12 protein-coding genes and 1 pseudogene are annotated in these 12,982 nt (G+C 35.3%); all 13 read left to right on the top strand.

Annotated features, from left to right (window positions below; translation table 11 throughout):
- Positions 1–61 precede the first annotated feature (61 nt).
- The gene (locus K6V21_RS02145) at positions 62–1,012 is read left to right on the top strand and encodes a glycosyltransferase family 2 protein (protein WP_224320716.1); all 951 of its coding nucleotides are present in this window, start codon (positions 62–64) and stop codon (positions 1,010–1,012) included.
- 809 nt (positions 1,013–1,821) lie between these two features.
- A complete protein-coding gene (locus tag K6V21_RS02140; protein ID WP_224320715.1) occupies positions 1,822–2,892 on the top strand; it encodes a glycosyltransferase family 4 protein in 1,071 nt (356 codons plus the stop codon).
- A 64-nt stretch (positions 2,893–2,956) separates the two neighbouring features.
- Positions 2,957–4,240 (top strand): hypothetical protein, encoded by a 1,284-nt coding sequence (locus K6V21_RS02135; protein WP_224320714.1) that lies wholly within the window; start codon positions 2,957–2,959, stop codon positions 4,238–4,240.
- Complete coding sequence (locus K6V21_RS02130; RefSeq protein WP_224320713.1) at positions 4,227–5,099, top strand: polysaccharide pyruvyl transferase family protein; 873 nt, start codon at positions 4,227–4,229, stop codon at positions 5,097–5,099. The genes K6V21_RS02135 and K6V21_RS02130 overlap by 14 nt, the downstream gene beginning before the upstream one ends.
- Positions 5,100–5,120: 21 nt before the next feature.
- Complete coding sequence (locus K6V21_RS02125) at positions 5,121–6,251, top strand: glycosyltransferase family 4 protein (protein ID WP_224320712.1); 1,131 nt, start codon at positions 5,121–5,123, stop codon at positions 6,249–6,251.
- A 22-nt stretch (positions 6,252–6,273) separates the two neighbouring features.
- Positions 6,274–7,098 carry a YjbH domain-containing protein gene (locus tag K6V21_RS02120; RefSeq protein ID WP_224320711.1) on the top strand — a complete coding sequence of 275 codons (825 nt, stop codon included), beginning with the start codon at positions 6,274–6,276 and terminating at the stop codon, positions 7,096–7,098.
- 15 nt (positions 7,099–7,113) lie between these two features.
- Positions 7,114–8,157 (top strand): mannose-1-phosphate guanylyltransferase, encoded by a 1,044-nt coding sequence (locus K6V21_RS02115; RefSeq protein WP_224320710.1) that lies wholly within the window; start codon positions 7,114–7,116, stop codon positions 8,155–8,157.
- 31 nt (positions 8,158–8,188) lie between these two features.
- Complete coding sequence (gene gmd / locus K6V21_RS02110; protein ID WP_224320709.1) at positions 8,189–9,274, top strand: GDP-mannose 4,6-dehydratase; 1,086 nt, start codon at positions 8,189–8,191, stop codon at positions 9,272–9,274.
- Between the two features lie 10 nt (positions 9,275–9,284).
- Positions 9,285–9,835 (top strand): annotated as a pseudogene (locus tag K6V21_RS02105) (NAD-dependent epimerase/dehydratase family protein).
- A 10-nt stretch (positions 9,836–9,845) separates the two neighbouring features.
- Positions 9,846–10,418, top strand: coding sequence for a dTDP-4-dehydrorhamnose 3,5-epimerase (rfbC, locus tag K6V21_RS02100; protein ID WP_224320708.1), 573 nt, complete (start codon positions 9,846–9,848; stop codon positions 10,416–10,418).
- A gap of 93 nt (positions 10,419–10,511) precedes the next feature.
- Entirely contained in the window at positions 10,512–11,918 is a 1,407-nt protein-coding gene (locus K6V21_RS02095; protein ID WP_224320707.1) for an undecaprenyl-phosphate glucose phosphotransferase, read from the top strand.
- A gap of 1 nt (position 11,919) precedes the next feature.
- On the top strand, positions 11,920–12,132 hold the full coding sequence (locus K6V21_RS02090; protein ID WP_224320706.1) for a hypothetical protein: 213 nt from the start codon (positions 11,920–11,922) through the stop codon (positions 12,130–12,132).
- A gap of 308 nt (positions 12,133–12,440) precedes the next feature.
- Entirely contained in the window at positions 12,441–12,950 is a 510-nt protein-coding gene (locus K6V21_RS02085; protein WP_007217172.1) for an HU family DNA-binding protein, read from the top strand.
- Positions 12,951–12,982 lie beyond the last annotated feature (32 nt).

Raw genomic sequence — 12,982 nt, 5'->3', positions numbered from 1 at the left:
TTTTTATAATGTATATTCAAAGGGATTGATTTAGATCGGAATAATGAAAGAGATAAATTCTATGAAATTTAGTGTAACTATCCCAGCTTATAAGCGGAGTTTTCTTCAAGAATGCATTGACAGTGTTCTGGCACAGACATATGCTGATTTTGAGCTGATTGTTGTAAATGATGCCTCGCCTGAGGATTTAGATTCTGTGTTAAATACATATCATGATTCTAGAATTCATTACTATAAAAACAAGAGAAATTGTGGGGCGTTGAATGTGGTGGATAATTGGAATATATGTCTAAATTATGTTACTGGAGATTACATAATTTGCATGGGTGATGATGATAAATTGAAGCCCAATTGTCTTGAAGAGTATTATAAATTAATAAAATTATTTCCTCATCTTAATGTTTACCATGCAAGGACAGAAATTATAGATGAAAACTCTAAAGTAATAAAAAAGCAAGAGGAACGACCTCGATTTGAGTCTGTATATTCGATGATTTGGTATAGGTGGAATGGACGGGTTCAATATATAGGTGATTTTCTTTTTAAGGTATCTACTCTTCGGGAGCATAATGGTTTTTTTAAGATTCCATTTGCTTTATGTAGTGATGATATTTCTGTAGCAATTGCGGCAAAAGAAAATGGAATTGCGAATATTAATAATGCAGTTTTTCAATACCGCATTAATAGTCAGACAATTTCTAATAATGGGAATGGGAAAGTATTGATGGAGGCTACGGTAGAGATTTGGAAGTGGTATGAGCAGTTTTTGTCAGAAGAACCAATAAATAGTGAAGATAAGCTATATTGGAAATTACTGAAGAAATCATTGCAAGAACGTTTCTGTAAACTTAGGTATGCCATTATTGCCCGTGATTTGGTAAAAAATACTTTTTCAAATCTTTGGTATTGGGTTAAATTGCGTGATATTTATAGTTTAAGTTATTTATTGATATTGAGATCTTTTATATCAGGTTTCTACTATAGATTGAAAATAAAAAAAACTAATTACTGAGGGTGTGTTAAAGTGAAGATTAGAACGCAAATAATATTTTTCTATACTTCCGATAATCAAAACTTATCCGATTTGTTATTTGCGTAATTCGGGTAATTTGCGTTCTTTTATTCAGTTTTGACACACTCTCATTTAAGTATTGTACCTAATGTATGTTGTTTTTGATCTAATTATATATTTTATCTTTTGCATAATAATTTTTATATAACAGGCTTGTATGAAAAATAAATAGCTGTGGTTGTAGCTATGATTACTTAGATTCTGAATGGCAAGTATCAGTACAATATGTTTTGGGTGATTGCAGGTTATTTTAAAAGTGTTGTTTCCATTTTTACTTTTTTATATCTGGGGAACTTTTATTGACCTAGTAAGTTGGTTTTATATTTACGTGAACTTCTTTGGTGCGAGGGCATTTTTCTCTTTATGATGAATCGTTGAGATGGTGAAGTTTTATAGGTCATTACGTGAATAATAGTAAGTTGGCGCTTGATAATAATACCTACCGAACATGTGATGAAAGCTATTCATTTAAGTTAGAATAATTGTTAGTTTTGCGCTTAGAGAAGGGCAGCTAAGAATTTCTTTTGATTTACTCTCTTATTGAGATTTGTAAGATGAACGGATTATGAACGATTAATGTACTCCAGATATTTCAATAAAGCTTATTTTAGTTTGAAATTGATTATATTTTACTTTTATCAATGAATATAACGTGAGTCTGAATTAATAAAAATATTCAATGCGATTAGAGGAATGTATAATGCATACTAGGTGCACAGTAGAATTGCTTTTATTATTGGTTGCTTAAAATGAAAATATTATTTGATTATCAGGCCTTTACTCAATGTGTTGGCGGAGTGAGTCGTTATCATACGGAATTGATAAAAAATTTTTCAGATGATGTTGAGGTAGTACTTCCTACATTGTTTAGTAAAAATATCTACTTATCTGAAATAAATGCACGGTGTCATACTGCTTTATTTAATAAACAATTCATGATGGAGGATAATATTTTTAAAATCTTGAATATAGCACGTAGCATTTATATACTAAGGAATGCTAAATATGATGTTTTTCATCCTACATTTTTGAATCCGTATTTTATAAATCATGTCAAAAAACCTGTAGTCTCCACTATGCATGATCTGACACATGAAAAATATCCTAAGTTACTACCTAAGGCTTCCACGGTAATTGAAAAAAGAAAGCGGATTATAAGAGCTTCAGATATTATTATTGCAATTAGTGAAGAAACTAAACGAGATTTGATGACATTTTATAATATTCCAGATGAAAAAATAGTTGTAATATATCATGGTATAGATCAGACGCTTATCAATAGTTCTGGAAAAAAGATAATTGATATACCTTATATATTATATATAGGGTCACGTAATTCTTATAAAAACTTTCCCATGTTTTTAAAAGCATTTAGCTTAATTGATCAAGATGTTCATTTAATTTGTACTGGTACTTCTTTTAATTCTATGGAGTTGTCATTGATTCTTCAGTTAGGCCTTGAAGATAGGGTTCATCAAATGTTTGTTTCGAATGAAGAATTAAATAATCTATTGTGTAATGCTGTAGCATTTATATATCCTTCAATGAGTGAGGGATTCGGCTTACCTATCCTTGAAGCTTTTCGTTGTGGATGTCCTTGTATAATAAGTAATCTAATGTGTTTTAAAGAGGTTGCTGGAAATGCTGCTATTTATTTTGATCCAAACAGTGTTGAAGATATGAAAGTTGCTATATCAAAAACTATATCTGATTCCAGTTTATTATCTTGTTTGAAAGAAGAAGGATATAGTAGAATGAAGACATTTACATGGAAAAAAACAGCTGCCAAAACAGAATGTGTATATAGAAAAATATTGTAGTTATATATACTAATTGAAAAATGTAATATTATATTGCATTAAGTGAAGTAATAAGGCGTATTGAATGAAAATCTTAGTTGTATCTTATCTGCCTTGGAATGATGATATTAGCGTTGGGAATACTTTATCTAACATATTTCGAGGAATGGATAATCAAATTGAATTTGCTAATATTTATTTTAGAGATGACCCTCCTAATAATCAACTGGTGAAGCGTTATTATCATATCTCAGAAAGTCTGTTAGCGAAAAGGATTTTAACGAGAAAATATACAGGTAAAGAGATTACTCTTCAAAGTATTAAAAAGAAACAATTGTCGAATAGCTATAATAAGGTAAGGAGTTTGCGCTGGGAGTTATTCCTATTATTACAAGATTTAATAGGTATTTTAGGTAATTGGAAATCTTCGCAATTAGACTCTTTTGTAGAAAATTTTGCTCCGGATATTGTTTTCGGTCCTCTTGGGCGAATGCCTGTTTCTAATAATTTGATGACCTATATTAGTAAGAAGTTTAATGTACCTTTGATTACATATCCTTGGGATGATCATTATTCGTTAAAAAAACTTTCATTCTCACCGTTTTTTTGGATAAAAGTTTTTATTGAAAGACATGCTATTTATAAATGTGCAAAACAATGTATGATGCTTTATACTATTACAGAACAAATGAGGTATGAATATAGCCTATGTTTTGGAAAGATATGTAAGGTTCTTTATAAAGGTTATGATTTCTCAGATAGAAAGAGGGTGCATACTATTAACCATCCAATCCGAATGATTTATATGGGAAATATTGGTTCAGGAAGGTGGAAAATTATAGCTAAAATCGCTAAAGCGGTAAACGCTATTAATTGTAAAGGGAAAAGAATAGAGTTGTATGTATATACGATGTCTCCTAAATCTCGCGCAATGATAAGAGCTCTTAATGTTGGTGATTCGCATATAATGGAACCTGTTACAGCATCAGAAGTTTTAAATACAATGAGCCAAGCTGATATATTGTTACACGTAGAGCCTGTGTCTTTGAAAGATAAATTATTTTTTAGATTATCTTTTTCAACTAAACTTGTCGATTATTTTTATAATGCAAAATGTATTCTCGCTGTAGGGGGAAATACCGCTTCAATGAGGTACTTAAGTGAAAATACAGCTGCTATTGTAGAAACTAATATCAAGAATATTGAAGGTAAACTTAAGGAAGTTGTTGATAACCCAGATGTGATAATGGAATACTCTGAGAAATCATGGAATTGTGGAGTAAAGAATCATCAAATAAAGACAATTCAACGTGATTTATATTCTGATTTCTGTTCAATTGTAAAATTACATAAAGATGCAAACCAATAATTTTAATTTGTGGATTAAAAAAGTTTTAGGGAATAATGTAAAGAAAATGTTAATATATCTTTTATTTCCGCAACGTAATCAATTCATGCTTTTTAATTATGCAAACCGTGCTAAAAAAAGGAGAGTTAATTTGAACTATTGGCTTGAATCAGAGAATTTGGGCGATACTCTATCTCCTGTAATAGTTAATTATATGCTTTCTCTGCGGGGGATTTCTTGTGACATGGAGGTAAAAAAACGCCATCATCTTTATGCAGTGGGTAGTGTTTTAACAGCAGGAATTCAAGATTGTACAGTTTGGGGAAGTGGAATATTAAATGCAACTTTAACTTACAGGCTCAAGAATCGTAAACTAGATATTAGAGCCGTGCGTGGTCCGTTTACTCAGGTTGTACTTATGGATTATGGTTTTAATTGTCCAAGTGTTTATGGTGATCCTGCTATATTATTACCAGAGATTTATACACCAGTTAAAATAGAAAAGAAATTTAAGTTTGGGCTTATTATGCATAAGGATCAAATATTGGAATTTGAAGCAAATTCAGATATTATTTCAATAAATATTTGCACTACAAATTTCCATGAATTTGTAGATTTACTTAATAGTGTGGAAGTGATAATTTCATCAAGCTTACATGGGATTATTTTGGCAGAATCTTATGGTATCAAAGCTGTACTATTACGACCTCAAGTTGACATATTAAAATATTATGATTGGTATTATAGTACAGGTCGTTATCGCTTTCCTGTTGCTGGTTGTGTTAGAGAAGCCATAGATACTATACCAGTGGAGTTACCTCATTTAGATGAATTGCGTAGAAAACTCAAAGAGGCTTTTCCCTATGACATATATCAATAAATGTATTAATTAGTAATATAAATGAAGGTTAGAATAATGCATGTTGTTCAATGTGCTGGCGGTGTTGATTGTTATCTCCGTATGTTATTAGCACATATGAATCGTTCTTTATTTGAACACATTATGGTTTGTTCGTTTGATTATTGCAAAGCTGATTATGAACAACTTGTAGAGGATTTTATTCAGATTGATATGTGTAATTCATTATCTTTTGAAAAAGATAGAAATGCGATAAAAATAGTCCGTAGCTTAATAAAGGAATATCAACCTAATGTTATTTATTGCCATAGCAGTAAGGCTGGAGGGATAGGACGAATTGCAAATATAGGGTTAAGATTCCCAATTGTTTATAATCCTCACGGGTGGGCTTTTAATATGAATAATTCGTGGATGAGAAAGGAGCTATATTTATGGATTGAAAGATTTTTAGCTCTTTTTACTACTAAAATTATTGCGATATCTAATTATGAGAAACTGTCTGCAGTTGAGGAGCGTGTAACGTCAGCTAAAAGAATTAAAGTAATATTTAACGGAATTGATATCGATAATATACAATGGAAACTTTGTGAAAATAGTATTACACGAGATTCATTGGGAATAGAGCATGATGCATATGTTATTGGAATGGTTGGTCGTATTTCACCCCAAAAATCTCCAGATATATTTGTTCGTGCGGCAGTGGAAATACACAAAAGAATTCCTAAATCACATTTTATTATTGTTGGTGATGGTGATCAGCGTGGTGAAATAGAGCAATTAGTGTGTGAAATGGGTTTGCAAAAAAGTCTTATAATAACAGGCTGGGTTGATAATCCATTGTCTTATATAATGTTGTTTGATCAGGCATTGTTGCTTTCTCGTTGGGAGGGTTTTGGTTTAGTACTTGCTGAATATATGAAATTAGGTAAACCTGTTGTTGCGACTGAAATAAATGCAATTCCTGATTTGATAACAGATCGTGATAATGGTTTATTGGTTGATGTCGATAATGTACAGCAAATAGTAGCTGCCGTTTTGAATATATATAATAATAAGGAATTAAGAAGAAAATTAATAAATAATGGTTTGAAACGTGTTGATGCCTTTTTTGATATTAAAAGGGTTGCTTCCGAACATGAGCAAATGTTTCTGAATCTCTGTGAAAGTCGATAAATATTAATATGTACAACTTGATATGAAGTTTATTTTCAAGTGGAGAATCTTATTAATTCTGTGTTTTCTAGGTATTAATATTACTTGTAAAGCGCAATTTACATATGGTACAACAGGGTTGCTGAATATGCCTACTGCAGAGATGCAAAGAGATAAAACATTTATGTTTGGAGGAGGATTTTTAGAGAGACATGCTACTCCTGCCAGATGGTTTTATGATACTTATAATTACTATGTCAACATTACTTTCTTTCCTTGGATGGAGATAGCATATACATGTACACTTCATAAAGCGTTTGAAAATGATCCTTTTTTAGCAGATGGATATTGGGTACCTTCTACCTATGGAAAGTTTGTAAATCAAGATAGAAATTTCTCAGTTCGTTTTCGCTTGTGGAAAGAGGGCTGGTGGAAAAAATGGACTCCACAAATAGTGCTAGGCGGTAATGATGTTTTAAATAATTCATGGGCAGATGGTAATAAATTTGAGATGTCTTCAAAGAAAGGTAATGGTTTTTATAGTAGGTATTATATAGTTGCAACAAAATATCTTGATATGAGAGCGGTTGGTAGGTTGGGAATTCATGCTGCTTATTTATATAATAAACGTGAAGATTATCATTTTAATGGTCCTGCTGTAGGAATGAATCTTCGATTAGGTTTATCGAATGATAGCTTTTTTACTGAATTTTTGAATCATCTAAATTTAATGGCAGAATATGATTCAAAAACAGTGAATATTGGTGTTAACTGTAGTTTCTGGAAAGATTATATTAATGCCGTTGTAGAATTTAATCAATGTAAGTATGTATCAACCGGTTTGGTTTTTAAAATTCATTTGAAATAGTAAATATAGTAAAAGATGGGAACGCATGTTGTTATTATGGCCGGTGGTATTGGTAGTCGTTTTTGGCCTATGAGTACGCAAGAATATCCAAAACAGTTTATAGATGTAGTAGGATGTGGAAAATCGTTACTCCAATTAACTGTGGAACGTTTTTCTACATTTTGTTCTATGACTAACTTTTGGGTTGTGACCAGCGAAAAATATGTAGAAATTGTAAAGAAGCAATTGCCGGAATTATCGACAGACAATATTCTTGCAGAGCCACTTTCTCGTAATACTGCCCCTTGTATTGCATATGCTTGTTGGAAAATAAAGAAGCGTCATCCTCAAGCTAATATAGTCGTTACACCTTCGGATGCTTTGGTTATTAATATTGCTGAGTTTCAAAGAGTAATAAGTTCTGCGCTTGAGTTTACTGCCTCAAATAATAGTATCGTAACGATAGGTATAAAGCCTAATCGACCTGAAACGGGCTATGGTTATATTTGTGCAACTGAGAAAGTTGGAAACACGGGGTTATATAGTGTTGAAGGCTTTAAAGAAAAACCGGATTTAAAGACGGCACAACGCTATCTTCAGCTGGGTAACTATTTCTGGAATGCAGGCATTTTTGTTTGGAATGTGAATACTATTGACGAATCAATAAGACGATACACTCCTGACTTATCAAAAATAATGGATGAAATGTCAATAGATTTCTTTACGGAAGCTGAAAAAATAACTGTTAGTAAACAATTCCCTAAATGTGATAAAATATCCATTGATTATGCTGTAATGGAAAAAGCCGAAAAGATATACACCCTTCCTGCTGAATTCGGTTGGAGTGATTTAGGTAGTTGGGGGGCGCTCCGAATGTTGTTACCCCAAGATGAAGATAGTAATGCTTGTATTGGTGAAGATGTAAGAATGTATAATTGTCGGAATTGTATTGTTCATACGCAAGAGGAGAGAAGAGTTGTAGTGGAAGGACTGGATGGCTATATAATAGCTGAAAATAAAGGTGCCTTACTAGTTTGTAGCCTGAAGGAAGAACAAAGGATTAAAGAATTTGTAAACTAAATATAATAAGTACATAACATATTCATTACTTATGAGAAAAGTAGCATTAATTACCGGCATTACCGGTCAAGATGGCTCCTATCTGGCCGAGTTTCTAATAGAAAAAGGATATGAGGTTCACGGCATTCTTCGTCGTTCTTCATCATTTAATACATCCCGAATAGAACATCTCTACTTGGATGAATGGGTCCGAGACATGAAAAAAAATCGTTTGATAAATCTTCATTGGGGGGATATGACAGATAGTAGTTCGTTGATACGTATTATTAGCGATGTCCATCCGACAGAAATCTATAATCTTGCTGCGCAGAGCCATGTAAAGGTGTCTTTTGATGTACCGGAATATACGGCAGAAGCTGATGCGGTAGGTACGCTTCGACTGTTGGAAGCCGTACGCATATGTGGCTTGGAACGTACCTGTCGTATTTATCAGGCTTCTACTTCGGAGTTATTCGGTAAAGTGCAGGAAGTACCGCAAAAAGAAACGACCCCATTTTATCCGCGTAGTCCTTACGGTGTTGCCAAACAATATGGTTTTTGGATAACTAAGAACTATCGCGAAAGCTATGATATGTTTGCCGTGAACGGCATCTTGTTTAATCATGAGAGTGAACGTCGTGGCGAGACTTTTGTGACCCGTAAGATAACATTGGCTGCTGCCCGTATCAAACAAGGTTTTCAAGATAAGCTTTATTTGGGCAATCTGGACTCATTGCGCGACTGGGGGTATGCAAAGGACTATGTGGAATGTATGTGGCTTATCCTTCAGCATGATACACCGGAGGATTTTGTAATTGCTACAGGTGAAATGCATACAGTTCGTGAATTTGCAACCCTGGCCTTCCAGCATTTAAATATAGAATTAAAGTGGGAGGGGACAGGCGTTAATGAAAAAGGTATTGATGTTTCTACCGGTAAGATTTTGGTGGAGGTCGATCCTAAATATTTTCGTCCTTGCGAAGTAGAACAGCTTTTGGGTGATCCGACTAAGGCTAAGACTTTACTAGGTTGGAATCCGACGAAAACATCGTTTGAACAGCTGGTTCAGATAATGGTGAATCACGACATGAACTTTGTGAAGAAGCTTCACCTGAAAGCGCGACTCGACAAAGAATAAAAAATTGGTAATGCTTGACAGGACTGTGAAAATATATGTGGCCGGGCATCGAGGGCTTGTCGGTTCGGCCATTTGGAATAACTTAAGACAACGTGGTTATGACAATCTGGTAGGTTATAGCCACGAAGAACTGGACCTTTTAGATGGTGCAGCAGTGAAGCGCTTTTTTGATGAGGAACGACCTGATGCTGTTGTATTGGCTGCTGCTCATGTAGGTGAAATTATGGCTAATTTGCAATATCGTGCGGATTTTAAAGATACGTATGCTTCCGGGCTGAAAAACATTCGTAACTGCCATATCAATGTGGGAATCGGGAAGGAATTGAGTATAAAAGATGTTGCTGGTAAAGCCATACGTGAGATTGGTTTTAAGGAGAACTTTGCTGGGATACTTCGAAGCCTGATGGAACGTTACGGAAATTGACGGACGTAACGAAGTTACATAATTTGGGCTGGCATCACAAGGTGGAGATTGATGAAGGTATTCATCGGTTGTATCAGTGGTATCTGGAGGGATTGCAGAGTTTGAATATGCCGGAAAAAGGTGAACTCTTGAAATGAATATACAAGAATGGAAATAATAAAAACAGAGATAGACGGTGTGGTGATTATTGAACCTCGTATTTTTTGTGATGAGAGAGGCTATTTTTTTGAGTCGTTTTCACAGCAGGAATTTGACAAGAAAGTAATCCCCATAAACTTTGTACAAGATAATGAAAGCATGTCTAGTTATGGTGTGATGCGTGGTCTCCATTTCCAGAAGATGCCTTACACTCAGAGTAAACTGGTACGATGTGTAAAAGGTGCGGTTTTGGATGTGGCAGTGGATATCCGTAAAGGCAGCCCGACTTATGGGCAACATGTGGCTGTGGAATTATCTGAGGATAATCATCGTCAGTTTTTTATACCTCGCGGCTTTGCACATGGCTTTTCTGTTCTAACGGAAATAGCTGTTTTCCAGTACAAGTGCGATAATTTTTATGCTCCTCAGGCGGATGGTGGTATTCAGCTGATTGATGGAAGTCTGGGCATTGATTGGCGAATACCGCCCAGCAAGACTATTCTGAGTGAAAAAGATTTGAAGCATCCTCTGTTGGCTGAATATGATTCTCCCTTTGATTACAATACAAATTTATACGAATGATGAACAATCATCAGGCAACTAAGCAACACGTAAAGACCGTATAAAACTAACGTAGGATAATATCCTCACTCTCTTAATAAAAACGTACTTACTATGAAACCGCTGACTTCTGATCGGGCAGAATCCATCCGTGACGTTGCCATACTTGGTGACTTTCTGCTGTTAAACTTCTCGATGCTGGCAGTATATTTTCTATTGAAAATGGTAAATGTGCCAGCTGTTGCCTTTCCGTTTAAAACTTATTTGGTAGTGTCAAATCTGTGTTATGTGCCTTGTATTTCAATTTTTAAAGTGATTTTGCATTATCGGATTGTTCGTCCTGAACAAATTGTAGGGCGTTTGCTAGGGACTGTGGCTTTGCATATCGTGGTGTTTTTAACAGCGCTGGCTTTAATAAAAGTTGGAAATTTTTCCCGTATTTATCTCTTGTCTTTTTATCTGTTGTTCCTGCCTTTACTCGTCGGCTGGAGATTGACTCTAAGGCATATAGTGAAACTTGTTCGCAAACATGGAAAAAATGTACGCACGGTTGTACTGGTAGGTGGAGGTGATAATATGACCGAGCTTTATCAGGTACTAAGTGATGTGACTTACGGATATAGAGTAAAGAAAGTCTTTTTTGCGAAGGATGGAGTAGAGGGAGATACATTGTCTGAATCTTTCTGTCGCGCAGAAATGCAAAGATTGAAGGAATGGCTTTCTGAGAATGAAGTTCAGGAATTATATTGTGGTCTTTCTGCTGTGTATAAGGATGATATTTTATCCATTATTCGTTATTGTGAAAATAATCTGATCCGCTTTTATAGCGTACCTTCTCTTCGCAATTATGTGAAACGGCAGTTGCAGCTGACTTTACTGGGGGATGTGCCTGTGTTGTCTATTCGTTGTGAACCTTTGCAGAAACCAATGAACCGTTGGATGAAACGATGTTTTGATTTACTATGTTCTTCTTTGTTCCTGATAACTGTCTTTCCGATATTATATATTGTTGTGGGAACGATCATTAAAATCACTTCTCCGGGACCTATCTTTTTCAAGCAGGATCGTAACGGTGAAAATGGGGAGATTTTTCAGTGTTATAAGTTCCGCTCAATGAAGGTGAACAAGGATTCTGATAAAATTCAGGCTACGAAGAATGACCCGCGCAAGACAAAGTTCGGCAACTTCTTAAGAAAGAGTAATCTGGATGAGATGCCTCAATTTATCAATGTCTTTAAAGGGGAAATGTCTCTTGTAGGTCCTCGTCCCCACATGCTGAAGCATACAGAAGAATATTCCCAGCTGGTGGATAAATATATGATGCGTCATTTGGTGAAACCCGGTATTACGGGCTGGGCACAAGTGACAGGTTTTCGCGGGGAGACTAAAAAGGTATCTCAGATGGAAGGACGTGTGAAACGTGATCTTTGGTACATTGAGAATTGGACTTTTTTGCTGGACCTTCGTATTATGGTGATGACAGTGGTGAATATGTTCCGTGGAGAAAAGAATGCTTATTGATATGAATTATAAAGAAATAGATACGCAGCGTATCATTGACTACATAGGGGCGTTTGCTAATGGAGTTTCGGTGGATGATGTCATTTTGCACTCCGGTGCCGATAAATTAAGAGTATATCCTGCTCTGTTTGAACTGGAGCAAAGCGGATGGCTGGAAGTGCTGGAAAGGGAGGAACTAGGAGCTCCCTCAATAGTCCGTAAGAGGAAGGTTTAAGAGAAGATAAACGACAGGTAACAGCGGTTACTCTGTTTTAGGCGGCAGCCGGGATTGCTCTATAAAAGGAGTGGTTCCGGCTGTTTTGGTAATAATGGACTATAGAAATTGAAGTGAAGCGATAAAGATTGAAGCTAAGAACCTATATGATTACTGATTGATTTATTGCTACTTACAACTTTTCTCAGAAAAACTGCTCTCGGTGTCTTTTTTCTTTCTTTTATTAGAGATTTAATCTTCACCTTTGCATCATCGTTGATTAGCGAAGTGAATTAAAAACAGAATTTAAATCTCTAAATGAAAAAAGTATGAGCGTAATTTTTAGAACGGTGGAGAGACCGTCCGACCCTCGGGTTGAGAATTCTCCCAAAAAGTATTTTCCGCAGTTAATAACTTTAGGACAGACTGTAGATTTGGCATTTATTGCTCAGAAGATGCAGGATCGTTCTTCACTCTCTATTGGTGATATCAAGAGTACCATGCAGAACTTTGTGGAGAAGTTGAAAGAGCAACTGTTGGAAGGTAAGACAGTGAATATTGCCGGGTTGGGTGTGTTTTTGCTGGCTGCTAAGTCGAAAGGAGAGGATAAAGCCGAGGAGGTAACAGCTAAAAGCGTGGAAAGCGTTCGCATATTCTTTCAGGCTAACAAAGAGTTGAAGATAACCAAGGCTGCTACGCGTGCCGGTGAGAAACTGGATTTGGTCAGTTTGGATGATTACCTGAAAGGACTGGCGAATGTTCCTACGGGAGGCGGATCAGACAGTGGTTCGGGTGGTAACTCAGGTGGCGGAGGACTGGATGAGAATCCACTCGGATAAGGAGATCTAAAAAATAAAAAATGAGAATGAAA

This window comes from Bacteroides cellulosilyticus (assembly GCF_020091405.1).
Lineage (GTDB): Bacteria > Bacteroidota > Bacteroidia > Bacteroidales > Bacteroidaceae > Bacteroides.
This window is presented reverse-complemented; position numbering and strand designations above follow the sequence as displayed.

Coding starts and splice junctions, on each gene's coding strand:
- rfbC (WP_224320708.1), top strand. CDS start 9,846: ATGGAAATAATAAAAACAGAGATAGACGGTGTGGTGATTATTGAACCT.
- gmd (WP_224320709.1), top strand. CDS start 8,189: ATGAGAAAAGTAGCATTAATTACCGGCATTACCGGTCAAGATGGCTCC.
- K6V21_RS02095 (WP_224320707.1), top strand. CDS start 10,512: ATGAAACCGCTGACTTCTGATCGGGCAGAATCCATCCGTGACGTTGCC.
- K6V21_RS02135 (WP_224320714.1), top strand. CDS start 2,957: ATGAAAATCTTAGTTGTATCTTATCTGCCTTGGAATGATGATATTAGC.
- K6V21_RS02145 (WP_224320716.1), top strand. CDS start 62: ATGAAATTTAGTGTAACTATCCCAGCTTATAAGCGGAGTTTTCTTCAA.
- K6V21_RS02125 (WP_224320712.1), top strand. CDS start 5,121: ATGAAGGTTAGAATAATGCATGTTGTTCAATGTGCTGGCGGTGTTGAT.
- K6V21_RS02115 (WP_224320710.1), top strand. CDS start 7,114: ATGGGAACGCATGTTGTTATTATGGCCGGTGGTATTGGTAGTCGTTTT.
- K6V21_RS02090 (WP_224320706.1), top strand. CDS start 11,920: ATGAATTATAAAGAAATAGATACGCAGCGTATCATTGACTACATAGGG.
- K6V21_RS02120 (WP_224320711.1), top strand. CDS start 6,274: ATGAAGTTTATTTTCAAGTGGAGAATCTTATTAATTCTGTGTTTTCTA.
- K6V21_RS02085 (WP_007217172.1), top strand. CDS start 12,441: ATGAGCGTAATTTTTAGAACGGTGGAGAGACCGTCCGACCCTCGGGTT.
- K6V21_RS02140 (WP_224320715.1), top strand. CDS start 1,822: ATGAAAATATTATTTGATTATCAGGCCTTTACTCAATGTGTTGGCGGA.
- K6V21_RS02130 (WP_224320713.1), top strand. CDS start 4,227: ATGCAAACCAATAATTTTAATTTGTGGATTAAAAAAGTTTTAGGGAAT.